We start from the raw sequence: 24,561 nt of genomic DNA, 5'->3' as shown, positions 1-24,561 counted from the left end.
GTCGCCACCCGGATCGGGCTGACCAGGGCCGCCGTGTCCACCCTGGTCGACGAGTTGCTGCGCGGTGGACTGCTGGTCGAGCGCGGCCGGGGGCCTGGACAGCTTCGTGCACGTGTCGGCCGAGATCGGGATCGGCGCCGCGGTGGTGGTCGAGGGTCGACTGCTGCGCGGCGCCCACGGGTTCGCGGGCGAGCTCGGGCACGTTCCGGTGCGGCCCGAGGGCCGGCCCTGCTCCTGCGGCGGGCGCGGCTGCCTGGAGGCCTACGCGGGCGAGGAGGCGGTGCTGCGGGCCGCGGGTCTCGAGCCGGGTCCCGGGGTGCGGCTCGGTGCCCTCACGGCGCGCTGCGAGGCGGGCCACGCGGATGCGCTGCGGGCGGTGCGGCAGGCCGGCACCGCGCTCGGCATCGCGCTGTCCGGCACGGTCAACCTGTTGGATCCCCGGCAGGTGGTGATCGGCGGATCGCTGGCCATGCTCGCGCCCTGGCTGTTGCCGCCGGTGAACCGCGAGCTGGCCCGCCGCACCAGCGTGGCGGCCGGGGGGCGGGCCACCCCGGTGCCGGTGACCGCCTCGCCACTGGGCCCTGACGGGCCGTTGCTCGGCGCCGCCGGGTCCACGGTGCGGGCCGCGCTCGACGAGCCGGCCCGGCTGCTGCGGGCCTGAGAGCCGGACAGAACCGACACGGCGGCGGACAATCCTCCCGCCCTCGAACTTCACCCCATCGGGCGAAATCAACGCGACCGTCCGGTGTGCCGCGCGCCCGGCGCGCAGGATCACCCCGTGAACATCGCGCAGCGCACCCGCCTGGCCGGCGTCGCCGTGCTGCTGGCCGCCGCGGGCACGGCCGGTACCGCCGCGCCCGTCGCGGCCGCCGAACCGACGGCCGCCCGGTCGTTCCACCACTGCCCGCCGGACCACCCCGAGGCGGGTGCGGGCGCCCGGCACGGCATCTGCCTCTGCGTCTGGCTCCCGTTACCGCCCTGGTGGCCGCCGGGTTGTCCCACCCCGCCACCGGAACCACCGCCCACCTCGCCCCCCTCGCCCACCCCGACGCCCACGCCGTCCGAGCCGGAGACCCCGCCCCCGTCCCCCTCCCCCACGCCGGAGCCCACGCCCACGCCCTCGCCACCGCCCGAGCCCACCCCGCCGCCCGAGCCGAGCGAGGCCGCTCCACCGCCGGCGCCGGCCGAGCCCGTACCACCGCCCGCCCCCGCCGCCCCGAGCCCGGAGCCGCCCGCCGAGGAGCCAGAGCCGATGCCGGCCGAGCCCTCGCCGCCGCCCTCCCCCACGGGCCTGCCACCGGTGGCCGGCCTGGAGCTGCCCGTCGACGGCGATCCGCCGGACTCCGGCGGCTCCCTGGTGACCCGCACCCTGCTGGTCGTCGCCCCCGCCGTGCTGGCCGCGGCCGTGCTGCGCCCCCGCTCACGAGCCGGCGGCCCCTCCCGTTCCAGCGCCTCCTAGGAGCCCGTGTGTCCGAATGGCTGGCCCTCACCGTGATCATCCTCGTGACCTGCGGGGCCGTCTTCCTGATCGCCGTGTTCCGGCAGCGCAGGGCCGGCGAGTCCGACGACCCGTCGGAGACCCCGGACGTCATCGAGTACATGACGATGATGCTGGGCGTCGTCTACGCGATCGTCCTCGGCCTCGCCATCGCCGGCGTCTGGGAGGCGCGCGGCGCGGCGGAGGACTGGGTGCGGCAGGAGGCGCAGGCACTGCACGAGATGGACGTGCGCGCCGGCGTCTTCCCGGCCGAGGTGCGGGACGCGATACGCGCCGACGTGGCCGGCTACGTCGACTACGTGCTGGACGAGGAGTGGCCCCTGCTCCGGGAGGAGGGTGAACTCGGCGACCGTGGCGACGAGTTGCTGCTGCGGCTGCGGGAGGTCATCACCGACAGGGAGCCGACCACCGTGCGGGAGACCGAGTCGTACCAGGGGCTCGTCGACCAGCTGGCGAGGGTCGACGAGGCGCGCGTCGGGCGCGGTCAGAGCGCGGAGCCCACCATGCCGCTCGCGGTGTGGATCGGTCTGGTCAGCGGGGCCGCCGTGGTCATCGGCATGGTCTTCGTGCTCCAGATCCGGCGCTCGGCGCGGGAGTTGCTGTTGGCCGGTCTCTTCACCGCGATGATCGCCTTCCTGCTGTTCCTGGTCTGGCACTTCGACGCCCCCTACGCCCGCGGCCTGGATGACGTGACCGAGACGTACACGGCCCTCTTCCCCCAGGCCGGCACGGGTTCCTGACGGCCTCCCGTGCCCCGACCGACGTGTGGACGCCGCCCCCTAGCATGATGCGAATGAGCCCTCTGTTCCCGGCCCTGGCGGCCGCATCGGACGCGCCGGCGCTGCGCTTCGGCGACCGGATAGTCAGCTACGCGGAGCTGCGCGCCACGGCCGGCGCGCTCGCCGGGCGCCTCGCGGGCCACCAGCGGGTCGCGGTGTGGGCCACGCCCTCGCTCGAGACGGCGGTCGCGACCGTGGCGGCGCTGCTCGCCGGGGTGCCGGCGGTGCCCGTCAACCCGGGGAGCGGCGAGCGGGAGTTGGCGCACATCGTGGGCGACAGCGCGCCCGCGCTGGTGCTGGCCCCGGCCGGGGCCCAGCTGCCGCCAGCGTTCGCCGGGACGGCCCGGCTGGACGTCACCGCGGAACCTCCCGCCACGGCGCCGGCCGGGCCGCCGGCCGAGCCGGACCCGGAGGCCACCGCCCTCGTCGTCTACACCTCGGGCACCACGGGGCCGCCCAAGGGCGTGCTGCTGCCGCGCCGCGCGGTCGCCGCCACGCTGGACGCGCTGGGCGAGACATGGGGGTGGACCGGCGCCGACGTGGTGGTGCACGCGCTGCCGCTGTTCCACGTGCACGGCCTGGTGCTCGGGGTGCTGGGGCCGCTGCGGCACGGCGGCACGGCGCACCACGTGGGCCGCTTCTCGCCCGAGGCGGTGGCCGGCGCGCTCGCCGGGGGCGGCACCGTGCTCTTCGGGGTGCCCACCATGTACCACCGGCTGGCCGAGGCGGCCGCCCGGGACGCGGCCGTCGCCGCCGCGCTGGCCGGGGCCCGGCTGCTGGTGTCCGGCTCGGCCCCGCTCCCCCTGCCCGACCACGAGCGGATCCTGGCCGCCACCGGGCGTCGGGTGGTGGAGCGCTACGGCATGACGGAGACGCTGATGAACACGAGCGTGCCGGCCGGCGCCGAGGCCGCGGCGACCGGCACGGTCGGGGTGCCGCTGCCCGGCGTGACGCTCCGCCTGGTCGACGAGTCAGGACGGGTGATCGAGGGCGACGACAGCGAGACGGTGGGCGAGATCCAGGTGCGCGGGCCCAACCTGTTCACCGGCTACCTCAACCGCCCGGAGGCCACGGCCGCCGCCTTCGACGGCGACTGGTTCCGCACCGGCGACATGGCGACGCGGGACGCCGCCGGCCGGTACCGGATCGTGGGGCGCGGCTCGACGGACCTGATCAAGAGCGGCGGCTACCGGATCGGCGCCGGCGAGATCGAGAACGTGCTGCTGGCACACCCGGGGGTCGCCGAGGCCGCCGTGACCGCCGCGCCCGACCCCGACCTCGGGGAGCGGATCATCGCCTGGATCGTGCCGAGGGACGGAACGAGCCCGCCCTCGGCGCGCGAGCTGACGGAGCATGTGGCGGGCCAGTTGGCCGCGCACAAGCGGCCGCGCGAGGTCCGGTTCCGGGCGGCGCTGCCGCGCAACGACATGGGCAAGATCCTCAAGCGGGAGCTGGTGTGAGCGAGCCGGCCGCACCGGCCAGGGCACTGGTCGCCGCGGTGGCCGGGGACCGGTTCGCCGAGCTGCCGTACCGGCCGACGGCCGCCCACCGGGCGGACGAGGGCGACGCGCCGATCGGCTGGCCCGGCTACGGCGCGGCCCGGGCGCTGGCCGCCCGACGCAGCGGCGAGTCGGAGGCGGTGGTCTGCGGCCTCGGCCGGGTGGGCGGCGCCGAGGCGGTGCTGATCGCCTTCGAGTTCGGCTTCCTCGGCGGCTCCATCGGCCGGGCCGTGGGCGAGCGGATCGCCGGCGCGCTCATCACGGCCCGTGAACTCTCCCTGCCCGTCGTCTCGTTGATCGCCAGCGGCGGCAGCAGGGTGCAGGAGGGCATGTTCGCGCTGGCGCAGTTGCAGCGCATCGCCACCCAGTTGGTGCGGCTGCGGGCGGTCGGGCTGCCCCATCTGGCGGTGCTCGCCGGTCCGGTGACGGGCGGCGGTTGGGCGACGCTCGGGGCGGGCGCCGACGTCCGGCTGGCGCTGCCCGGCGTGCAGGTCGGCTTCGCCGGCGCCCGGGTCAGGCCGCCGGGCGCGGACCCCGCCGCCTACACGGCGGAGGCGCAGGCGGCGATCGGCCAGGTGGACGAGTTGGTGCCGCCCGAGGATCTCGGCACCGCCGTGGCGCGCTGGCTCTCCCTGCTGACGACGCCGGCGGCGGGGCCGGCGCCGCCGCCCGCGGCGCTGCGTTCGGTGGCCGCGCCCGGGACCGGCTGGGCGGCCGTGGAGCTGGCGCGCGACCCGTCCCGGCCGCGTGCCGACGCGTATCTGCGGGCCTACTTCACCGAGCGGGTGACGCTCGGCTGCCCCGACCCCGGGCTGCGCTGCGGCTTCGGGCGCCACGCCGGACGCGCCGTGGCGTACGTGGCCCAGCTCGGCACCGCCACCACGCCGGCGGGCTTCCGAACCGCGACCCGCCTGCTGCGGCTGGCCGACCGGCTGTCCGTGCCGGTGCTGACACTGGTGGACACGCCGGGCGCGGCCAACGGCGCGGAGGCCGAGCGGGACGGGGTGGGGTCCGCGATCGCCGAGTCGATCATGGCGGTGGCCGCGGCGACCATCCCGGTGACGACGCTGGTCATCGGCGAGGGCGGCTCGGGCGGCGCGGTGGCGCTGACCTCGCCGGGCCGGACGTGGGTCACTCCGGACAGCTACTACGCGGTGGTGGCCCCCGAGTCGGCGGCGGCCCTGGTCAAGCGGGGCCCCGAGCAGGTCCGCGCCACGGCCGACCAACTGCGGCTGCGGCCGGAGGACCTGGTGGAACTCGGCGTGGCCCGCGGGATCGTGCCGGTCGGCTAGGACCCGTCTTCCGGCCGGAGACCGGCCAGCCGGGCGAGGCGGCGGTAGGAGTCGAGTCGCCCCGGGTGGCCGTCGCCGAACGTCAGCAGCAGCTCGTCGGCGCCGGTGCGGGCGACGAGGGCGCCCAGCGCCTCGGTCATCTGGCGCTCGTCGCCGTGCAGTTGGCTGGCCCGTGCCTGGTCGAACAGGCGTCGCTCCCGGTCGGTGAGGTCGCGGGCCGCCACCCGGGAGGGCGGTTCGAGGGGCGGGAAGACCCCGCGGGTGCGGGAGTGGACGGTGGCCCAGGCCTCCGGGAGCTGGAGCGTGGCGGCCTCCTCGGCCGTGGCGGCGACGGCGGCGTTGACGGAGAGCACCAGGTAGGGCCGCTCGCCGTGCGGGCCCGGGGTGAACTCGGCGCGGTAGCGGTCGATGGCGGCCAGCATGCGGTCCTCGTCGCCGAGGTGGGCCATCACCAGCGGCAGCCCGTGCGCGGCCGCGATGCCGGCGCCCTCGCCCACGGCGAGCACGAAGGCCGGTACCCGCAGCCCGGTGGCCGGCGGCGCGGACAGCGGCCCGGTGCCGTCGAAGTACGAGAGCAGTTCGGTCAGTTGTTCGTCGAACCGGTCGGCGTCCGCCTTCTCAGCGCCGAGCGCGCGGCGGACCGCCGCGGTGAAGCCGACGGAGCGGCCGAGTCCCATGTCGACGCGGCCGGGGAACAGCGCCTCCAGGACGCCGAACTGTTCGGCCACCACCAGCGGCCGGTGGTTGGGCAGCATCACGCCGCCGGTGCCGACCCGGATCCGACGGGTGGCGGCGGCGACCGCGGCCGCCAGCACGGTGGGGGCCGATCCCGCGACCCCGGGGACCGCGTGGTGTTCGGCGACCCAGAACCGGTGGTAGCCGAGCGCCTCCGCCTGCCGGGCGAAGTCGACCGTCTCGCGCAGGGCCTCGTGCGGGGCCTGTCCTTCGCGGATCAGCGCCCGGTCGAGGATCGACCAGCGCACCGACCGCAGTCGTGCCGTGTTGTCCACTCCTGTTCCAACCACCGCGGGGGCGGAAGATTCCCGGCGCGGGGGTCAGGCGGCCGGGCTGGGGAACTCGGTCACCCGGTCGCACCAGCGGTCCAGGAGCACCCGGTCGTGACCCACGGCCAGCAGGGCGGCGCCGTGCTCGGCGCGGTACCGCTCGACGAGGGCGACCAGCGCGGCGGTGGTGGAGGCGTCGAGCATGGCCGTCATCTCGTCGCAGACCAGCAGCCTGGGACGCGGCAGCAGGGCGCGGGCGACGCAGGCGCGTTGCAGCTGTCCGTCGCTGACCTCGTGCGGGCGGCGGCGCAGCAGGCTCTCGGCGAGCCCGGCCGCTTCGGCGAGTTCGGCGGCCCGGCCGGCGAGTTCCCGGGTCCTGCCGGTGGCGGCCGCCGGCTCGGCGATCAGCTCGCGCAGGGTCAGTCTCGGGTCGGCGGCGAGCCGGGGCTGCTGGAAGACGACGCCCACGCTGGTGCGCAGCGCGCGGGGGGCGCGGAAGCGGAAGCCGCGGACCGTCTCGCCGCCGAGCCGCACGGTGCCGGCGTCGGGCCGGTGGAGCAGCGCGGCGACCCGGGCCAGGGTCGACTTGCCGCAGCCGCTGGGGCCGACGAGGCCGACGGCCTCGCCGTCCGCGACGGTCAGCGAGACGTCGCGGACCACCGGGGCGCCACGCTGGTATCCGGCGGTGACGCGGCTCAGCTCAAGCATCGGCGGGCTCCGGGGCGTGGTGGCAGGCGACGCCGTCGCTCAGCGCGGGCTGGGTGGCGCAGCGTTCGGTGGCGAGGTGGCAGCGCGCGGCGAAGGCGCAGCCGGCGGGGAGGGCGTCGAGCTCGGGCGGCAGCCCGGGGATGGGTGTGAAGGCGCGTTCGGGAAGGGCTTCGAGCAGGCCGCGGGCGTAGGGGTGGCGGGGGCCCGGGGTGCCGAAGAAGCGGCGCGCGGGGGCGACCTCGACGACGCGGCCGGCGTACATGACGGCCACCCGGTCGGCGATCCGCTCGGCCGCGGCCAGGTCGTGGGTGATCACCAGCAGGGCGTGGCCGGCGTCAGCGTGCCGGCGCAGTTCGGCCACGGTGCGGTCCACCAGGTCGCGGTCGAGTCCCGTGGTGGGCTCGTCGGCGATGAGGAGCGGCGCGTCGGCGACGAGCGCGAGCGCGGTGGCGGCACGCTGGGCGAGGCCCCCGGAGAGCTGGTGTGGGTAACGGTCGAGGTGGTCGGCGGGGAACGCGGCGCGCGCCGCGGCCGCCTCGGCGGCCTTCCGCAGCCCGGTCCGTGGGGTGTCGGTCAGCTCCCGCACGGTCTCCTCCAGGTGCGAGCGCACGGTCCTGACCGGCGTCAGGTGGGCGGCGGGGCTCTGCGGCACGAGGCCGACCAGCCGCCCGCGCACCCGTCGCGCCAGCACCTCGTCGCTCGCCCTGAGCAGTTCGACGCCGTCGCAGGCCGCCCCCTCGCGGGCCGGGCCGCGCAGGTGGGCCGTTCCCCGGGTGCGGGCGTTGGCGGGCAGCAGCCCGAGCAGGGCGGAGGTCAGCACGGACTTCCCGCAGCCGCTCTCCCCGACCAGGGCCAGGCACTCGCCGGGCGCGAGGTCGAAGGAGACGTCGTTCACGGCGGCCACCTCCCGGCCACCCGGCATCAGGAACCGCACGGAGAGCCCCCGCACGGACAGCACGGCCGGCGTCGCCTCGTCCATCCGCCGCTCCTCCCTCTCGTCGTTCGTTCGCGCCTCGTGGTCGGTGTGGCCGGGGCTCGTCACAGCACGAGCTCCGAGCGTCGCCTGGGGTTGATCCGCTCGCGCCAGACGCCGGCGAGGCCGGCGACGGCGAGCGTCGGCAGGACGATGAAGAGGCCGGGGAAGAGGGTGGGCCACCAGTCGCCGGCGGCCAGCGAGCCACGGGCGCCGTTGATCATGGTGCCCAGGCTGGCCTGGTGGGCGGGGATGCCGAGGCCGAGGAAGGACAGCGCCGACTCGTGCCAGACGGCGTGCGGCACCATCAGCACGGCGGCGAGCCCGGCCTGCGGCAGCACCGCCGGCAGCAGGTGTCTGGTGACCACCCGGCGGCGGGAGGCGCCGCCGGAGATCGCGGCCTCGACGAACGGGCGACCGCGCAGCGACAGCACCTCGGCGCGCACGATGCGCGCCGTCGACACCCAGTGGGTGAGTCCGACGGAGGCGACCACCGGCCAGATCCCGGGCCGGAACATCGCGACGATGAAGATGCCCATCAGCAGGTGCGGCACGGCGGTGAACACGTCCACCGCCCGCATCACCAGGCGGTCGGTCCGGCCGCCGAGCGCCCCGGCGAGGCAGCCGACGGCGAGGCCGAGCACGCTGGCGGTGAGCGCCGCGACCACGCCCACGGTGAGCGAGACCCGCAGCCCGTAGACGCTGCGCAGCAGCACGTCGCGGCCGAGGTCGTCGGTGCCGAAGAGGTGGTCGGCGGAGGGCGGCGCCAGCTTGGCGGTGAGGTCGACGGCCTGTTGGTCCAGGGGGAAGAGCAGCGGCACCAGCAGCGCCGCCAGGGCGGCGGCGCCGGCCAACGCGGCGGAGGCGGCGACCCGCGCGGTGCGGGTGCCGCGACGTGCGGTGCCGCGCGCGTGCCAGGTCGGTTCTACGGTCTGGGCCATGGGGATCACATCTCGTCGTGGTCGACGCGTGGGTCGGCTAGGCCGTAGAGGAGGTCGGCCAGCAGGTTGCCGGCCAGCACGGCGAGCGCGGAGAGCACCGCGAGGGCGGCGAGCAGGTGGAAGTCGGAGGCGGTCGCGGCCCGGACGGTGGCCGAGGCGATGCCCGGCCAGCTGAACACGGTCTCCACCAGCAGGGCGCCGGTGATGAGCTCGGGGACGCGGGTGCCGACGAGGGTGAGCACGGGCAGCAGCCCGGATCGCAGCGCGTGGCCGCGCAGCACCGTGCCCTCGCGCAGGCCGCGGGCCCGCGCGCCGCGCACCGGGTCCTCGCGGAGCGCGTCGGCGACGCCCTGGCGGGTGTAGAGCACGAACCAGGGCAGCTGGGAGATGGTCAGCACGGCGGCGGGCAGGGCGAGGTGGCGAAGCAGGGAGCCGGCGGTGACCACGTCGCTGCCGGGGTCCGTGAGCCCGCCGGACGGCAGCACGTCGAGGCGCAGCGCGAACAGCCAGACGGCCAGCAGAGCCAGCCAGAACGGCGGCGCCGCCTGGAGGGCGTAGCTGGTCGAGGTGATCAACCGGTCGACGGCACCGCCCTGCCGGCGGGCGGCGAGGGTGCCGAGCGCCGTGCCGAGCAGCACGGCGCCCACGAAGGCGACCGCGCAGAGCAGCACCGACCAGCCGATGCGCTCGCCGATGACCTGACCGACCGGCTGGTGCAGGGTGTTGGACTGGCCGAGGTCGCCGGTGAGGGCGGCGGTGAGCCAGCGCCACCACTGCTCGACGAAGGTGCCGTCGGCGGCGAGCGAGGCGCGCAGCTGGTCCAGGGTCTCCTGGGAGGCGCCCATGGCGCCGCCCCCGAGGTACTGCCGGACGGGGTCGAAGGGGGAGGCGGCGGCGACCGCGAACATGCCGAGCGTGACCAGGGCCAGCACCGGGACGGCGGCGAGCAGCCGCCGTCCGGCGAGCCTGGCCATCGGTATCCAGGGGAGGGAGGCGGCGCCGGTCACTCGCGGATCCGCCAGTCCTCGACGTTCCACCAGGGACCGTGGCCGAGGCCGTGGTCGTGGGGCTCCGGCTGGGTGGTGACGCCCTCCCAGTGGTCGGCCATCACGTAGACGTGGTCGATGTGGGTGAGGAAGGTGTAGCCCGGGTCGTCGACGAGGGCGCGCTGGACCCGGTCGTAGGCGGCCTGGCGCTCGTCCCGGTCGGCGGTGCGGCGGGCGAGGTCGAGCTGTTCGTCCACGTCGGCGTTGGCGTACTGGCCCATGTTGTTCCAGCCGTCGCCGGCGAGCTCGGAGTAGAGCAGCCCGTAGAGGTCGAAGTCGGGGTCGGCGGGGTTCCCGCCGCCGGAGAGGACGGCGTCCTCGGTGAGCCGGCCCTCGATGACCTCCCAGGATCCGGACTCGACGGTGACGTCGACGCCGATCTCGGCGACGTCGGTCGCGAAGGCCAGGGCGTGCTCCTGACGGAGCCGGTCGCCCGCCGGGTACCAGAGGGTGAACTCGGCGCGCTGCCCGTCGCGGGCGCGGACGCCGTCGTCGCCGGGGGGCCAGCCGGCCTCGTCCAGGATCCGTCCCGCGGCCTCGGGGTCGTGGGCGCGCTCCGTACCGTCGGCGAACCACGGGCTGCTGACCGGGATGGGCCCGTAGGCGGCGTGCCCGGCGCCGAGGAGCACGCTGTCGACCATCAGTTCGCGGTCGACGGCCAGGTCGAGGGCCCGGCGGATGGCGCGGTCGCCGGTGACGGGGTTGCCGCTCGGCAGGGTGACGGCGCGGAAGTCGGCGCTCTCCGCCTCGTGGGTGACCAGACCCTCGTCGTCGGCGAAGCCCTCGGCCAGGTTGGGGGGCAGCACGGCCGCGTCCAGGTCGCCGGAGCGCAGCCGGGTGGCGCGCACGTCGTCGTCGGGGATGACGGCCATGGTGAGTCGCCGGACCTCGGGCGCGCCGCCCCAGTAGTCGGGGTTGGCCTCGAAGGTGAGGCGCTCGCCCGGCGTCCAGCCGGTGAGCACGTAGGGCCCGGTGCCGACCGGTTCGGTGTTGTACGAGCCGGTGTTGACGTCCTGGTCGCCGGCTGCCGAGGCCGAGGCGATGGGCAGCACGGTGCGCTCGGCGAACGGCGCGTAGGGATAGGCGAGGGTGAAGACGACAGTGTGGTCGTCCTCGGCGCGGACGTCCTGGAGGGCGTCGAGCTCGTCCCGGTACGGGTTGTTGGTGTCCGGGTCGAGGATCGTCTCGTAGGTGAAGACGACGTCCTCCGCGGTGAACGGGTCGCCGTCGGTGAACTCGACGCCCTCGCGCAGCCGGTAGGTGTAGGTCAGGCCGTCCTCGCTGACCTCGGGGAGCTCGGTGGCCAGGGCCGGCGTGAGCTGGAGGTCGGCGTCGTGCCGCAGCAGGCCGTCGAAGATCTTGGAATTGCCGTCCTTGCCGTAGCCGAGGAGCGGACTGAGCGTGTCGGGTTCGGTGGCTATGCCGACGACGAGCGAGTCGTGGGCGGCCGACCCGCCCCCCTCCTCGGCGGGCGCCGAGCACGCCGTGAGGCCGAGCAGGGCGGCCACCGCCACGCCTCCCGCGCGCACTGTCCATGGCCTGCGGACTGTCATGCTGCCACCCCTGTTGATACCCAGACGCTCTTGCGAACCATGCGCAATTAAAACAGACAGGAGGTGACATGCCAGCTTCATGGGCGTGAAGCGCGGGAAAGCGCTCCCGGGCCGTCCGGCGCCGGCCCGGGAACCGACTAGTCGGCGAGCGCCTGGCCCGGTAGGCCGCGTTCGGCGAGGAAGCGCAGCTGTTCGCGGGCCTGGGAGGCGCGGCCGCCGGCGTGGTCGCCGAACTGCCAGACGCTGATCTCCTTCTCACCGGCGTAGCGGTTGTAGGCGGCGTAGACGGTGGAGGGCGGACAGACCGGGTCCATCAGACCGACGCTGAAGAGCGCGGGCGCGGTGGCCCGGGCCGCGAAGTGCTGGCCGTCGAAGTAGTTGAGGGTGCGGAAGGTGTTGTCGACCTGTTCGCGCTGGTGCATGCCGAGGTAGTGCGTCAACTCCGGGTAGGGGCCGTCGGAGGCGATGTCGGCGGCCCGCCGGTAGTGACACAGGAACGGCACGTCGATCAGCGCGCCGGCCACCGCGTCACCGACCAGGCCTGCCGTCGCCAGCGCGAGGCCGCCGCCCTGGCTGCCGCCGGCGACGATGACCCGCCGCGGGTCGACGGCCGGGTGCTCGACGATCGCGTCCACGGCGCGCACGCAGTCCGTCATCAGCCGCCGGTAGTAGTAGTGGTCGGGGGTGGCTATGCCGCGGGTCATGAAGCCGGCGACGAACTGCGGTGTGGGCACCGCGTCCGGGTCGGGGGTCTCGTGCCCCTGGCCCCGGGAGTCGACGACGAGCTGCGCGTAACCGGCGGCGTTCCACAGCAGGTGCTCGTGGTGCAGGCCACGCCCGCCGGAGTAGCCGATGTAGCTGACCACCGTGGGCAGCGGGCCCCGGGCGCCCCTGGGCAGCAGCAGCCAGGCGGCGATCGGCTGGCCGCCCCAACCGGGGAACCTGGCGTCGAAGACGTCCACCGTCGCCAACGGCGAGTCCACCGGCCGGTACTCGGCCGGCGCGCCGTCGGCGGCGCGGGCCTCGGCCAGCGTCCCCGCCCAGAAGTCGTCGAAGTCCGCCGGCTCGGGGACCGCGGGTCTGTACTCCCGCAGTTCCTCGAGCGGCATGTCGGTAAGCGCCATGCTGTGTGCCTCTCCTCGTAGGTGCCGCGGAGAAGCTACGTCGGGCCACGCTCCAGGTCAACGCCCGCTTTTCGAGCGATCGACGCCGCGGACGGGCTGGACCCCGTCCTCGGTGGTACCCATGGACCATGGACTGGATCGCCGCCCCCGACTACTGGCTGAGCCGCCTCGTGGTCCAGCGCGGTCTCGCCCTGATCTACCTGCTCGCCTTCCTCTCGGCGATCCGGGAGTTCCCGGTGCTGGCCGGCGAGCGCGGCCTCACGCCGGCTCCCCGCTTCCTGCGGGCGGTGCCGTTCCGCCACGCGCCCAGCCTCTTCCGGCTCAGCTACTCCGACCGCCTGTTGCTGGCCACCGCCTGGCTCGGCGCCACGCTCGCCGCCGCGCTGGTGGCGGGCCTCGGCGACCTCGTGCCGCTGTGGGCCTCGATGGCGCTGTGGGCGGTGCCCTGGCTGCTCTACCTCTCCATCGTGAACATCGGCCAGGTCTGGTACGCCTTCGGCTGGGAGTCGCTGCTGCTGGAGGCCGGCTTCCTGGCGATCTTCCTCGGCAACGACGACAGCGCGCCGCCGACCGCCGGCCGCTACCTGCTGATCTGGCTGGTCTTCCGCCTGGAACTGGGCGCCGGCCTGATCAAGTGGCGCGGCGACCCCTGCTGGCGCCGGCTGACCTGCCTGTACCACCACCACGAGACCCAGCCCATGCCGGGACCGCTCAGTTGGTACTTCCACCACCTGCCCCGCCCTCTGCACCGGGTGGAGGCCGCGGCCAACCACGTCGCCCAGCTGCTGGTGCCGTTCTGTCTCTTCCTCCCTCAACCGGCGGCCAGTTGGGCGGCCGCGGTGGTGATCGTCACCCAGCTGTGGCTGGTCGCCTCCGGAAACTTCGCCTGGCTCAACTGGCTCACCATGGTCCTCGCCGTGGCCGCCGTCGACGGCGCCCTCGCCGCCCGCTGGCTCCCCTTCCTCCCCGACCCGCCACCCCACCAGCCCGACCCCCCGGTCTGGTTCACGGCCGTCCTCTGGACGGTGGTGACGCTGGTCGCCGTCCTCAGCCTCCGCCCGGTCCGGAACCTGCTCTCCCCCGCCCAGCAGATGAACCGCAGCTACGACAGCCTGCACCTGGTCAACACCTACGGCGCCTTCGGCAGCGTCACCCGGGTCCGGCACGAGGTGGTGCTCGAGGGCACCGCGGACCACGAGCTCTCCCCGGACACCCGCTGGCTCCCCTACGAGTTCCACGGCAAACCGGGCGACGTGCGCCGCCTTCCGCGCCAGTTCGCCCCCTTCCACCTGCGCCTCGACTGGCTGATGTGGTTCGAGGCCCTCCGCCCCTACTCCCCCAGCCCCTGGCTGCGCCCCCTCACCCACCGCCTGCTCACCGACGACCGCCGCACCCTCCGCTTGCTGCGCGTCAACCCCTTCCCCGACACCCCACCCACCCACGTCCGCGCCCGCCTCTATCGCTACCGCTTCACCACCCGCCACGAACGCCACACCACGCACGCCTGGTGGCACCGCACCCCGCTCGGCGACCACCTCCCCCCACAGCCACGACCGTGAGCGAGCACCACCCAAAGTGCGGTATGGTTCTCGTGCGCGGTGATCAGCGAAAACCTCAAGATCACACGGGCACCGGGACGTGGCGCAGCTTGGTAGCGCACTTGACTGGGGGTCAAGGGGTCGTGGGTTCAAATCCCGCCGTCCCGACACGGTGCGAGGCCCGCAGACCGGGAGTCTTCTCCCAGGTCAGCGGGCCTTTTCGTGTGCTGCATGGCTTTCACCGAACCACACGCAGGTGACGGTGGGCCCTCCCCGCTGGGACCACTTTGGGACCAGCGGCCTCCTGGCCCACCCCCAGCGCGACACCGGCCTCCTTGATCGCCCGCCGATCGGGATGGAGGTACCTCTGTGTCGTGGTCAGTGAACCGTATCCGGCGATCAACCGCAGAACACGCGGCTTGACCCCGGCATCGGCCATCCACGTCAGCCCCGGGGTGCCGCAGGTCATGCCGCCGCAGATGCTCATAACCGAGCGCGACCACGACTTCGTCCCAGTGCGTGGCGTCCCGCAAGACCGCGGTGGTAATCCTGCCGCCTCGCGGCCCTGTGAACAGTCGGGCCGTGGGCCGATTGCCCACGGCCTCGAGGCGCTGGATCACCAGGGGCCGGATCTGCGGGCTGATGGGCACGATCCGACGCCGCTTGCCTTTGGTCGCCTTGTCCATCAAACCGCCGGGGCCAGGCGTGGTCTGGCGGCGCAGGTCCCATTCCCAGGTCCTAGAGAGCCATTTTCAACCTCAGGCTGCGGGTCTCAGCTGAAGGGTGAGGATGGCTTTGCCGAGGTTGGTTATGCGGGTCGTGCTGCATCGCAGCCTTCGCAGGAGCCGCCAGGACTTCAGTGGGGCGACGGCTTGTCGCCAAGGGCTCGGATCTTCGCATGGGAGCGGTTGTGGGCCTGCTGTCCCGCTGGCAGCTTCTCCCAGCGTCCCCGGTAGGGCACGCCGACGGTGCCTCCAGCACCCCGGTACGCCTTGTCGGCCCAGCAGGGCAGATCCATGGCGGTCAGCGCGTCGATGATGCCGTGCGTGCGGGCGGCGCGGATGTCGTGGACTGCTCCGGGCAGGGCGGGTGAGGCCCACAGCAGGCGTCCATGGGGGCACCTCCCGGCCGGAGGCTGGGGGAGGATCAGCGAGCACCTGGCCGTTCATGCAATGTCCGTGGTGCTTGCCGGAGTAGTACGGCCGGTCGGCGGCGATCCGGTCGATCGGCAGCAGCGTGCCGTTCAGGATAACGAACGCCTTGCCGCCCACGGAGCGGGCCGCCGCGTTGATATCCGGGGCCAGGGCCGTGAGTACGTCGACCGCCTCGGTGACGTACCGGTACACGGTGGTGGTACCGACACCGAACCCGGCGGCGAGCTGCGCGCAGGTGTGCCCGCACCGCAGATGGGCCAGGACCAGCAGGGCTTGCCTGCCGGCTGGGAGGCGGCGCCACCGCGTCCCACGCTCCAGACGTCGGGCGGTCAGCGGGCCGGACAGACAACGAAGCGTCGAACTGGGCAGATCGATCCCCGATGGGTGGTCAAGCACGTGAAGCTCCGCGCGGACAGGTTGATCCTGGTTGACAACCCATCCACCAGGAGCTTCGCCCATCTCCGCACCCAGCCCTCACCCTCAACGTCACCTGCCACGAACCAGGTCGGAAGGGCTCATTGAGTCGTACGGCGGCGGTGGTGACGGATCACCAAGGAGAAGGTCAGGGCCAGCAGTACCAGCCAGAGGAGGACCTCCAGCGATCCGGCGGTGGCTCCGACCAGAAGGAGCAGTGCGACGAACGCGATGACTACAGCGACGAGTTGCAGCATGAGCCAACCCATGTCAGACACGTCCCTTCGAATTGATCCCGTATGTGATCGGACCATACAGCTGATACGTGACCACAGTCAGGACGCGGTGATCAAGTGGCGGCAATCAGCCGCCTGTTGACTCGCCAGACGACCGGTTCCAGGGCCTATCGCTGCCTATCGCCGTACGACTTGAGCCGGCACACGCCATACCGCGCGCTACGCCCTCCTCACCCTTCGTCTGACCGGCCCAGGCTGAGGATGGAAAATGCTCACTGTCTTCCTCCTTTCAATGTAGTTGAGTGACAACGGTGGGGGGCGGCGACCATGGATTGCCACCGGCGGACTGGGCTCCGAGCTCCGGGCCCCGGCAACTCCGCCCCTCTGGAGGCCTCGGCCCGCGTCGACATCGTCGTGTTGGACAAGACCGGGACCCTCACCAAGTGCGAGCCGGAGGTCACCGATGTCGTGCCGGCAGCCAGGCTGGACGAAGAGGAAGCGCTGCGGCTGGCGGCGGTCGAGAGGGGTCCGAACACCCTCTGGCCGCCGCCCTCGTCCGGCACGCGCAGGCCGGCGGTGTGCCGCGGGAAGCCGTCCGGAACTTCACAGGCGTGCCGGGGCACGGCGCCACTGCGAGGTGCCGGTCGCCGGGTCACGGTAGGCATTCAGCGGCTGGCCGAGCGCGAGGGCCTGGAGTTGGCCGAACTCAGCGACCTGGCCGCCAACGGCCGCACCGTCGTCATCGCCGGCGTCCGGGGTGGCCGCTGGCGGGATCACCCGTTACCGTCGGTGCGTTCGCGGGCGAGGCGGACCGTCTCCGGCGGGTAGAGACCGGCGCCCCCTTGAAGTAGTAGCCGCAGTCGGTCGCGAACATCCGCACGACGGCCACCTGGAGCGTCCTGCCCCGATCGGGCCCGTCAAGAACGGTCAGCCGGTCTCCGGCCTTGTACCTGGCGCGCTCCTCGGAGATGGGGGATGTCGGCGGCCGCGGTGTCGGCGCCCTTCAGCCACCCTGTCGTGCTCGCGGCGCACCGGAAGGCGGGCGGCCCCACCTCCTCGACGGAGCGGGACCGGGCCGGTACGGGGCGGTGGCGTCCGCTCCCAGGGCCGCGTCCCCTTCACGCCACCGAAACTGCGGTACTCGGGAAGGAGAGCACCAGGCAGCGCGGATACGCCGCTTCGCCGTCGGTCGTGTACTCACCTATGGCATGGCTCACGAAAAAGACCCTCAGTACGTGCGGTGGGGTCCGGACAGCAGCGGTCGCAACGTCGAGACAGCACGCATGATGCGCGCGCCCCCGGCCCACGGGCAACCACAGTTCGGGCCCACTGGTCGTCTCCGGAAAGCCGTCGCGCCCTCACTTGACGGTCGCTCACCTCACCCCGACTATGTGAGAGCGCTCTCAGTCGTGGACATGGTCAGGAGGAAACCCTGATGCGCCCCTCCCGATGGTTCGCCGGCATCCTTCCGTTCGGACTCGTGGGCGCGCTCGTCCTCGGGCACGTCGCGTCCACCACCGAACCCGCCGAAGCGGTCGCCGCGGTGACGGACGAGCAGCCGTCCACGCTCGGCCGCCCCCTCATCGGCGGCGCCGACCCGAGCATCATCAAGGTCGGCGACCTCTACGTCTCCGCCAAGTCCGTGGACGGCGGCATCGCGGTGCGGACGGCGTCCACCCTGGAGGGCGTCGCCACCGCGCCCAGGCACCAGGTGTGGCAGGACACCGGCAACCTCGGCGAGGTCTGGGCCCCGGAGATCGTGCACCACGACGGCCAGTACCGCATCTACTTCGCCGCCGGCCGCGGCGCGGCCCACCGCATGTACCACATCAGCTCGCCCAGCCCGGACTCCGGCTACTCCGCCGCCGTGAAGGTCGCCCTGCCCGACGACAAGTGGGCCATCGACGGCGTGCCCTTCACCTTCGGTGGCCAGCGCTGGTTCGTGTGGTCCGGCTGGTCAGGCGACACGAACGTCGAGCAGAACCTGTACATCGCCCGAATGAGTAGTCCGACCGCGTCCACCGGCGCCCGTTACATCATCTCGCAGCCGCGCGAACCGTGGGAACGGGTCGTGGGCAACCCGTACATCAACGAGGCGCCCCAGCCCATCGTCGACCCCAACGGACAGTTGCACATCGCCTACTCCGCGAACGGCAGCTGGAGCGACAACTACTGCATCGCCGACCTGCGACTACGGGCCGGCGGCGACCCGACGTACGTGTGGGACTGGTACAAGAGCAACGGCTGCCTGTTCGGCTCGCACGCCCAGACCATGATGTCGGGCTGGGACCCCACGCTGAACGTCGACGGCCCTGGCCATCACACGTTCGTCCTGCCGCGCGGTGACGTCGCCGCCGGTCCGCCGTCCGGCAACCGGTTCCCGACCATGTTCCACGCCGTCGCCAAGGGCACGCCGTACTCGTGGTCCAACCGCTACTGGTACAGCGGCACGGCCGTCTGGTGGGGGAACACCACGTACCGCCGGGCCAACGTCCCCGGTTCCCCCACCGACATCGGATACAGCCTCAAGTTCTTCGAATGACAACGGCCGTCATATCGGGCCAAGCACCTGGCGGGGCGCGGCCGCCAACTCAAGGGTTGCGAGCACGGTGAGTAGTTGCCGCTCCTCGTAGCGGAAGAGGCCGCTGAGCAGATGGGCGATCATCGAGTGATCCTGCTCGAGCGAGAGCAGCACCGGGCGTAGCTCCGGGTGCGCGGCCGCGATGGCCGGGAACAGGGTGGTGTCCTCGCCCCGGTAGTGGCCGTCGAGCGCGGCGCAGAAGCCGTGGCAGTACAGCAGGAGTTCCCGGGCCGTGGCCTCGCTCCCCATCCCCTCGGCCAGGGATTCGCGCGTGATACGCGTAGCGCCTCGCGCAGCCGGTTGTGCACCCGGCGAAGTTCTTGGCTCCAGGCCACCAGCCTGGTCGTCTCGCGCTCAGTCACGTGAGAGCGAAGGGTGCGACGAGTGCATCGTCGGTCTCCTTCGATTCGGCGCCTCCATGCGTGACACGGTCTGCCAACGGCACTCGACGCTTCCGCCGCCCTACCGTGCCCGCCGCCCTTTCCCTCACCACCGTGACAGACTGTGAAGGACTGTGTGCGTTACGGGAGGAAGAGGATGTCATCAGCCGTCGAGGGGCTCGACCCGGCAGTGCCGCCCAGTGGAGTCGGCTGCGTGGAATGCGAGAAGGCGAAAGGCTGGTGGCTCCATCTGCGCCGCTGTGCCCAATGCGGCCACATCGGGTGCTGTGACTCCTCCCCGGGGCAGCACGCCTCGCGGCACTTCGCCGACACCGGGCACCGGCTCATCCGGAGCTTCGAGCCGGGCGACGACTGGTTCTGGGACTACCGCGCCCAGGACTTCGTCACCGGCCCGGACCTGGCACAGCCACAGCACCACCCGCTGGACCAGCCAGCACCCGGCCCACGGGGGCGGGTGCCCGGCGACTGGCGGAACCACCTCCACGACTGAGCCGGTACGCGACGCCGTACGACTCAGTACACCGTGGCGCCGTACGCGTTCAGCGCCTCGACGACCGGCTGGAAGAACGTCGTGCCGCCGGACGAACAGTTGCGCCGGCTCTCCAGGCAGCGTTCGCCCCGGGTGCCCCCGTCCCTGGGCGCCGCACCCCCTCGACGGCGCGCTCAGTCGCGGTAGGCGGCGATCGCGGCGGCGATGAACATGCGGACCAGCGGGTTCGCGTCGCTCTCGGGCCAGGCCAGCACCACGTGGCTCGGCTCCATGTCGACGAGCGGCACCACCGTGAGCCCCTCGCCCGGTTCGTGGTCGAGCAGCGTCACGCCGACCGTGCCGTTCCACAACACCGCCTGCCGGCACTCCTGGACGGCACGCACCACCGGGCCCTCGCGGAGGCGCCCGCCGTTCCAGTACGCCTGCCAGCCGGGGTCGGTGCCCGCCGGGAAGCGGAACCAGCGGCGGTCGGCCAGGTCCGCCAGTGTGAGTGAGTCACGGCCGGCCAGCGGGTCGTCGGCGCGCAGCAGCGCCCCCACCGGGTCGGCCCGCAGCTCGCGCACGGTCAGGCCGGTCTCGTCGAACGGCCCCCGGGTCAGGGCGACATCGACAAGTCCGGCGGAGAGCCCGCAGGTCGGATCGGTGAGATCGGTCTCGCGCACCCGGATCTCGACGTGCGGGTGCCGCCTGCGGTAGGCGCCCGCCAGCCGTGTCACGCCGGGGTCGGTGCTGTCGCCGAGGAGGCCGACGGTGAGGGTCGCGGCGCCGGCCGCCACGGCGACGCGCACCCGCGCCCGGTCGGCGTGGTCGAGCAGGGCGCGCGCCTCGTCGAGCAGCACCGCCCCGGCCGGGGTGAGGGCCACGCCGGCGGACGATCGGTCGAAGAGCGAGGTGCCGATCTCGGCCTCGAGACGCCGGATCGCCCGGCTCAACGGCGGCTGGCTCATGTGCAGTCGGACGGCCGCCCGGCCGAAGTGGAGCTCCTCGGCGACCGCCACGAAGTAGCGCAGCGTGCGTAGCTCCATGCTGCGACGATACCCGGAAGGTATCGCTCGCGTGGAACGGGTCTTGGACAGTACTGGTGCCGCGGACGTGGAATCGGGGCATGACCCGCATACCCGAGGCCACCGCGCCGAACGCCGACCCGCCCGTGTCGGTGGTCGGCCCGAACGACGGCGAGACGATCCTGCTGGGCGCCACGCGCATGCGCGTCCTGGAGGACGGCGGCACCACCGGGCACCGACTCGGGATCGCCGAGTCGGTCCTGGCGCCGCACACGCCGGGACCGCCGCAGCATCGGCACGCCCAGCACGACGAGGGCTTCTACGTCGTCTCCGGCACCGTGCGGTTCACCGTCGGGGAGGACGAGTACGACGCGACGCCCGGCACTCTCGTGATGGTCCCGCCCAGGGCCCCGCACACGTTCGCCAACGTGACCGACCAACCGGCCGTCATGCTCAGCACGTTCACGCCGGCCCGGTACGTGCGGTACTTCCGCGACCTCCAGGCTCTGATGGCCGGCGGCCTGGAGCTGACCCCGGAGGCGAACGTCCGGGCGATGAGGCCTTACGCCACCGAGCCCGCCACCGATGTCGCCGTCGACGGCGCCGGACCGCGGCAGGAGGACGCGTGAACGTCGCGTACTGGATCGTCGCCGGCCTGCTCGCCGCCTTCTACCTCTACGGGGGTGTGCTGAAGGCGGTCCGCTCCCGGGACGGGCTGCGGCCGATGATGGCCTGGGTGGACAGCACGCCGATGCCCGCCGTCCGGGCCATCGGGCTGGTGGAGGTGCTGGGCGCGATCGGCCTCGTCCTGCCGCCGCTCACCGGCATCGCGCCCTGGCTGGCCCTCGCCGCCGCGCTCGGGTTCGTGGTCCTCCAACTCGGCGCGATCCCGGTCCACCTGCGCCTCGGCGACCGCCGGCTCGCCCTCAACGTCACGCTGCTGCTCGCCGCGGTGGCGACCGGCTGGCTGGCGACGACGTGGTTGTGACGTCGGACGGCAGGTCGGCGTCGCGGACTCGGCGTGGTCCCGCCGCCACCAGTTGCTCGCCGCCGACGTTGTCGACGAACACGTCGACGCCCTCCGGCGCGACCGAGGCCAGCAGGTCGGCGGCGGGCCCCTGGTGGCAGTCGAACACCGCGTCGTAGCCCACCTCCCGCACGAGATGGTCGGCCTTGGCCGCCGAGCCCGTGCCGCCCACCAGCCGACGGGCGCCGAGCAGCCTCGTGAACCGCCCGGTCGCCGTGCCGACGCCGCCCGCGGCGGCGGACACGAACAGGTCCTTGCCGGTCTGGAACCTGGCGATCCGGGTCAGCGCCACATGGGCGGTCAGGCCGGTGCCGCCCAGGACGCTCAGGTGGGCCGTCGGCGACACGTCGGGCAGGTGGGGCCGCCGGATCTCCTCGGGCGTGACCACCGCGTGGGTACGCCAGACCGAAGAGGCCGCCGAGCAGTGCGCGGCCACCGGGAGGCCGGTGGAGGTGGCGGCCACCGCCGGGCGGCAGCTGGGCGTGCCGGCGTTCAGATACGCCAGCCGCGGATGCGGTCGGCGGCGGTGTAGACGGTGGCCTTCCGGGCCTGGATGTCCCGCACCAGCTCGACCAGCGCGCCGAAGGGCGGAGCGATCCCCTCGCCCGCGAGGTCCATGTGGGCGGCGGCAACCGGGCCGCGACCGGGTCGGCGCTCTCCGGCCGGGGGATGCGCGTCTTGTGGCGTGCGACCGCCGCGACCAGCGCCGAGCAGTCGGCGACGGACACGTCCTCGGGGACGGCTTGCTCCTGAACGTCCAGCAGCCAGGGCACGTCGATGTACTGCGGCATCAGGCGGCGGCGCAGCGGACGAACTGCCGGCGGTGAAGTTCCCGCAGGGGGAGGTCGTGGACGAACGGCTCTCTGGACCGGTCCCGCCGGTAACGCTCCAGGATTGAACGCTTCAGCGAAGCGCCATGCTGTTGTCCGGGGTCAGGCCGCTGAGCTTGTCGGGGTTGACCTGGAAGCGCAGGTTCTGGATGCGTTCGCCGACGAGGTCGAGTGAGAGGGCGCCGACGGTGTGCCCGTCGAGGGTGGCCAGGATGCCGAGTTCGCCATTGATGACGGCTGACTCCATGGTCAGGGCGGCCAGCTGGGGTCTGGCCAGGAATCCCAGGAGCCAGCGCGCGACGTGGTCGGTGCCGTGGAGCGGGCGGCGGGCTGCGGTGACCTTGCCGCCGCCGTCGGACCATGCGGTGACATCGGGGGCGAGCAGTTCCATCACGGCGTTCAGGTCGCCGCCCGCGCAGGCTTCCATGAACAGGGCGGTGATCCGTTGGCGCTGGGTGTGGTCGGTGTCGAAGCGGGGGCGGCGGGCCTGGACGTGATGGCGGGCGCGGTGGGCGATCTGGCGGACTGTCGGCTCGGGACGTTCGAGGGTCTCGGCGATCTCGGCGTGCGAGTAGCCGAAGACCTCGCGGAGCAGGAAGACGGCGCGTTCGACGGGGCTGAGGGTTTCCAGGACGACCATCATCGCGATGGAGACGGTGTCGGCCAACTCGGCGTCCGCGGCGATGTCGGGGGAGGTCAACAGGGGCTCGGGGAGCCACGGGCCGACGTAGGTTTCGCGGGTGGCCCGCGCGGAGGTGAGGCGGTTCAACGAGAGGTTCGTGACCGTACGCACCAGGTAGGCCTTGGGATGGCGGATCGCCTCGCGGTCCGCGGTGCTCCAGCTCAGCCAGGTGTCCTGGAGGATGTCCTCGGCGTCCGTGACGCTGCCCAGCATGCGGTAGGCGGTGGCGAACAGCAGTCTGCGGTGTTCGACGTACGGATCCCGCTCGTCCCTGGCGTCGGTCATCGACCCATCCTGCCCACGCCCTGACCTGGGCGGCAAGGTCGGGACACGGCGCTGGGAGCCGGTGTCCGTCATGCCGCGAACTCGCGGGTGGCGCGGCCGCCCCTGGAGATGATGGTGGTGACGTTCATGTGCTTGCTGAACCGGTAGGTCTTGAGCGGGCTGCCGCTCACCAGCTCCTTGTACGCGACGGCGGTCCGGCCGGTGAGAAGCATGCGGCGGGGGGTTTCGTCGGCCTTGGTGAACTGGATGACCGCGTCGCGGCGGCCGAGGCTGACCGGCTGGTGGAAGTAGCCGAAGCGGAACGCCTTGACGGCCTTGCCACGCACGAGCCGCGTGATGGTGTCAGCGGTGTACTGGGCGGTGGGCAGGCCGCTCTGGCAGGTGCCGTGGAGCTGTCCCCAGGCCAGGCGGACGGCGGCGGCGTCGCCGATGGCGTGGATCTCCGGGTGGGACACCGAACGCAGCGTGGCGTCGACCAGGATCAAGCCGCGGTCGTCGGTGGCGATCCCGGCGTCGGCGGCCAGCGGCGACACCTTGACACCGGTGGTCCACAGGCAGGCGTCGGAGCTGACGAGCCGGCCGTCGGCCAACTCGACGGCGTCCGGCAGTACCGCGGCGACGCGGGCGCCGGTCTCCAGGGTGACGCCGAGGCGGTCCAGTGCTCGGTAGAGGTAGGCGCGGGCCCTGGTGCCCATCATGCCGCCGGGCGCGTCCAGGCTGATCAGCGTGACGTCCAGGCCGGGATGGCTCTCGGCGATCTCGGTGGCCGCCTCGATGCCGGTCAGGCCGCCGCCGCAGACGGTGACGGTGCCGTCGGACGCGGCGACCTCGGTGAGCCGCGCGGCGAAGCGACCGGCGATCTCCGGTGTGTTGAGGGTGAACGCGTGGGTGTCGGCGCCGGGGACCTTACCGGTGTCGGTCGAGCTGCCCAGCGCGTAGACGAGCGTGTCGTACCCGAGTGTCCGGGCGCCGTCGACGGTGATCCGGCGGGCCTCGGGGTCGATGGCAGTGGCGGTGCCCTGGACGAACGCGACGCCGGTCCCGGCGAGCAGGTCGGGGATCTGGTGGACGGCCAGCTCTTGCCCGGCGGCGATCTGGTGCATCCGCAGCCGCTCGACAAACCGGCTTGAGGGGTTGACCAGGGTGATCTTCAGGCCGGTCCGGCGGGTGCGGTGGGCCAACCGGATGGCGCTGAACATGCCCGTGTAGCCGGCGCCGAGGACGACGACGTGGTGGCCGTTGTTCATCTCAAACTCCCAAGGTCGGGCACCGGCTTCGGCGTCGGTGACGCTCATGGGACAGGCAACCCGCACCTGACGTGACAGGTCGGCAGCGTGAACCACGTCACACCAGGTGCACGCCACGGATCCATGGCCGCCGCCCCGGCGACCTCCTCCCTGGTGAAGTTGAAATCAGGCATCCCGGCGCTCCCGCGTCATCGGCGCGTCCGTTCCGTCCACGAGATCTGGGGGCACGTCGTCGATGGAATCGCGGGGAGCCGG

Annotated in this window: 22 protein-coding genes, 1 tRNA gene and 4 pseudogenes; 12 read left to right on the top strand and 15 right to left on the bottom strand. The window is 73.2% G+C overall.

Features of this window, described 5'->3' with window-relative positions; genetic code table 11:
• The 5 genes and pseudogenes from ACFWI8_RS07600 to ACFWI8_RS07580 all read left to right on the top strand — a co-directional run.
• A pseudogene (locus ACFWI8_RS07600) lies at positions 1-661 on the top strand (ROK family protein); the annotation flags it as partial.
• Positions 662-778: 117 nt separating this feature from the next.
• Positions 779-1,459, top strand: coding sequence for a hypothetical protein (locus ACFWI8_RS07595; RefSeq protein WP_387086979.1), 681 nt, complete (start codon positions 779-781; stop codon positions 1,457-1,459).
• Between the two features lie 8 nt (positions 1,460-1,467).
• Positions 1,468-2,238 carry a hypothetical protein gene (locus ACFWI8_RS07590; protein WP_387086977.1) on the top strand — a complete coding sequence of 257 codons (771 nt, stop codon included), beginning with the start codon at positions 1,468-1,470 and terminating at the stop codon, positions 2,236-2,238.
• A 53-nt stretch (positions 2,239-2,291) separates the two neighbouring features.
• Positions 2,292-3,737 carry an AMP-binding protein gene (locus tag ACFWI8_RS07585; protein ID WP_387086975.1) on the top strand — a complete coding sequence of 482 codons (1,446 nt, stop codon included), beginning with the start codon at positions 2,292-2,294 and terminating at the stop codon, positions 3,735-3,737.
• Positions 3,734-5,068, top strand: coding sequence for a carboxyl transferase domain-containing protein (locus ACFWI8_RS07580; RefSeq protein ID WP_387086973.1), 1,335 nt, complete (start codon positions 3,734-3,736; stop codon positions 5,066-5,068). The genes ACFWI8_RS07585 and ACFWI8_RS07580 overlap by 4 nt, the downstream gene beginning before the upstream one ends.
• On the opposite strand, the gene ACFWI8_RS07575 is transcribed toward ACFWI8_RS07580, so the two are convergent.
• The 7 genes from ACFWI8_RS07575 to ACFWI8_RS07545 all read right to left on the bottom strand — a co-directional run bounded on the left by ACFWI8_RS07575 (position 5,065) and on the right by ACFWI8_RS07545 (position 12,417).
• Positions 5,065-6,078, bottom strand: coding sequence for an MsnO8 family LLM class oxidoreductase (locus ACFWI8_RS07575; RefSeq protein WP_387086971.1), 1,014 nt, complete (start codon positions 6,076-6,078; stop codon positions 5,065-5,067). The genes ACFWI8_RS07580 and ACFWI8_RS07575 overlap by 4 nt on opposite strands.
• A 45-nt stretch (positions 6,079-6,123) precedes the next feature.
• Entirely contained in the window at positions 6,124-6,780 is a 657-nt protein-coding gene (locus ACFWI8_RS07570) for an ABC transporter ATP-binding protein (protein WP_387086969.1), read from the bottom strand.
• Positions 6,773-7,759 (bottom strand): ABC transporter ATP-binding protein, encoded by a 987-nt coding sequence (locus ACFWI8_RS07565; RefSeq protein ID WP_387086967.1) that lies wholly within the window; start codon positions 7,757-7,759, stop codon positions 6,773-6,775. Before ACFWI8_RS07565 ends, ACFWI8_RS07570 begins: the two co-directional genes overlap by 8 nt.
• A 59-nt stretch (positions 7,760-7,818) precedes the next feature.
• The gene (locus ACFWI8_RS07560) at positions 7,819-8,694 is read right to left on the bottom strand and encodes an ABC transporter permease (protein WP_387086965.1); all 876 of its coding nucleotides are present in this window, start codon (positions 8,692-8,694) and stop codon (positions 7,819-7,821) included.
• Between the two features lie 5 nt (positions 8,695-8,699).
• Positions 8,700-9,668 carry an ABC transporter permease gene (locus tag ACFWI8_RS07555; RefSeq protein ID WP_387087040.1) on the bottom strand — a complete coding sequence of 323 codons (969 nt, stop codon included), beginning with the start codon at positions 9,666-9,668 and terminating at the stop codon, positions 8,700-8,702.
• A gap of 29 nt (positions 9,669-9,697) precedes the next feature.
• Complete coding sequence (locus ACFWI8_RS07550) at positions 9,698-11,293, bottom strand: ABC transporter substrate-binding protein (protein ID WP_387086963.1); 1,596 nt, start codon at positions 11,291-11,293, stop codon at positions 9,698-9,700.
• Between the two features lie 137 nt (positions 11,294-11,430).
• On the bottom strand, positions 11,431-12,417 hold the full coding sequence (locus ACFWI8_RS07545; protein ID WP_387086961.1) for an acetylxylan esterase: 987 nt from the start codon (positions 12,415-12,417) through the stop codon (positions 11,431-11,433).
• A gap of 128 nt (positions 12,418-12,545) precedes the next feature.
• On the opposite strand from ACFWI8_RS07545, the gene ACFWI8_RS07540 reads away from it, so the two are divergent.
• Together ACFWI8_RS07540 and ACFWI8_RS07535 are read left to right on the top strand one after the other, a co-directional pair.
• Positions 12,546-13,976, top strand: coding sequence for a lipase maturation factor family protein (locus ACFWI8_RS07540; protein ID WP_387086959.1), 1,431 nt, complete (start codon positions 12,546-12,548; stop codon positions 13,974-13,976).
• A gap of 73 nt (positions 13,977-14,049) precedes the next feature.
• Positions 14,050-14,123 (top strand) — tRNA-Pro (locus ACFWI8_RS07535).
• 590 nt (positions 14,124-14,713) lie between these two features.
• Here ACFWI8_RS07535 and ACFWI8_RS07530 read toward each other — a convergent pair.
• Positions 14,714-15,505 (bottom strand): annotated as a pseudogene (locus ACFWI8_RS07530) (transposase family protein).
• Positions 15,506-15,624: 119 nt separating this feature from the next.
• A complete protein-coding gene (locus ACFWI8_RS07525) occupies positions 15,625-15,780 on the bottom strand; it encodes a hypothetical protein (RefSeq protein WP_387086957.1) in 156 nt (51 codons plus the stop codon).
• A gap of 306 nt (positions 15,781-16,086) precedes the next feature.
• Between ACFWI8_RS07525 and ACFWI8_RS07520 the strand changes: the two genes are divergently transcribed.
• Together ACFWI8_RS07520 and ACFWI8_RS07515 are read left to right on the top strand one after the other, a co-directional pair.
• A complete protein-coding gene (locus tag ACFWI8_RS07520) occupies positions 16,087-16,587 on the top strand; it encodes an HAD family hydrolase (protein ID WP_387086955.1) in 501 nt (166 codons plus the stop codon).
• Between the two features lie 754 nt (positions 16,588-17,341).
• Positions 17,342-18,301: a glycoside hydrolase family 43 protein gene (locus ACFWI8_RS07515; RefSeq protein WP_387087038.1), complete on the top strand. Its 960-nt coding sequence runs from the start codon at positions 17,342-17,344 to the stop codon at positions 18,299-18,301.
• Between the two features lie 9 nt (positions 18,302-18,310).
• On the opposite strand, the gene ACFWI8_RS07510 is transcribed toward ACFWI8_RS07515, so the two are convergent.
• Complete coding sequence (locus ACFWI8_RS07510; protein WP_387086953.1) at positions 18,311-18,589, bottom strand: hemerythrin domain-containing protein; 279 nt, start codon at positions 18,587-18,589, stop codon at positions 18,311-18,313.
• 288 nt (positions 18,590-18,877) lie between these two features.
• Here ACFWI8_RS07510 and ACFWI8_RS07505 point away from each other — a divergent pair, with 288 nt between their 5' ends.
• Positions 18,878-19,231 carry a UBP-type zinc finger domain-containing protein gene (locus tag ACFWI8_RS07505; RefSeq protein ID WP_387086951.1) on the top strand — a complete coding sequence of 118 codons (354 nt, stop codon included), beginning with the start codon at positions 18,878-18,880 and terminating at the stop codon, positions 19,229-19,231.
• 173 nt (positions 19,232-19,404) lie between these two features.
• On the opposite strand, the gene ACFWI8_RS07500 is transcribed toward ACFWI8_RS07505, so the two are convergent.
• Positions 19,405-20,256 carry a LysR family transcriptional regulator gene (locus tag ACFWI8_RS07500; RefSeq protein WP_387086949.1) on the bottom strand — a complete coding sequence of 284 codons (852 nt, stop codon included), beginning with the start codon at positions 20,254-20,256 and terminating at the stop codon, positions 19,405-19,407.
• 80 nt (positions 20,257-20,336) lie between these two features.
• On the opposite strand from ACFWI8_RS07500, the gene ACFWI8_RS07495 reads away from it, so the two are divergent.
• On the top strand, positions 20,337-20,864 hold the full coding sequence (locus ACFWI8_RS07495) for a cupin domain-containing protein (protein ID WP_387086947.1): 528 nt from the start codon (positions 20,337-20,339) through the stop codon (positions 20,862-20,864).
• A complete protein-coding gene (locus ACFWI8_RS07490; RefSeq protein WP_387086945.1) occupies positions 20,861-21,223 on the top strand; it encodes a DoxX family protein in 363 nt (120 codons plus the stop codon). The genes ACFWI8_RS07495 and ACFWI8_RS07490 overlap by 4 nt, the downstream gene beginning before the upstream one ends.
• A 40-nt stretch (positions 21,224-21,263) precedes the next feature.
• Here ACFWI8_RS07490 and ACFWI8_RS07485 read toward each other — a convergent pair.
• From ACFWI8_RS07485 to ACFWI8_RS07470, 4 genes and pseudogenes are all read right to left on the bottom strand, one after another.
• Positions 21,264-21,665: pseudogene (locus ACFWI8_RS07485) on the bottom strand (NADP-dependent oxidoreductase); the annotation flags it as partial.
• An 89-nt stretch (positions 21,666-21,754) separates the two neighbouring features.
• A pseudogene (locus ACFWI8_RS07480) lies at positions 21,755-22,053 on the bottom strand (toxin Doc).
• A gap of 112 nt (positions 22,054-22,165) precedes the next feature.
• Positions 22,166-23,059 carry an RNA polymerase sigma-70 factor gene (locus ACFWI8_RS07475; protein WP_387086943.1) on the bottom strand — a complete coding sequence of 298 codons (894 nt, stop codon included), beginning with the start codon at positions 23,057-23,059 and terminating at the stop codon, positions 22,166-22,168.
• Between the two features lie 68 nt (positions 23,060-23,127).
• Positions 23,128-24,306, bottom strand: coding sequence for an NAD(P)/FAD-dependent oxidoreductase (locus tag ACFWI8_RS07470; RefSeq protein ID WP_387086941.1), 1,179 nt, complete (start codon positions 24,304-24,306; stop codon positions 23,128-23,130).
• Between the last annotated feature and the right edge of the window lie 255 nt (positions 24,307-24,561).

It is taken from the genome of Streptomyces sp. NPDC127098 (genome assembly GCF_042722465.1).
GTDB lineage: Bacteria > Actinomycetota > Actinomycetes > Streptomycetales > Streptomycetaceae > Streptomyces > Streptomyces millisiae.
This window is presented reverse-complemented; position numbering and strand designations above follow the sequence as displayed.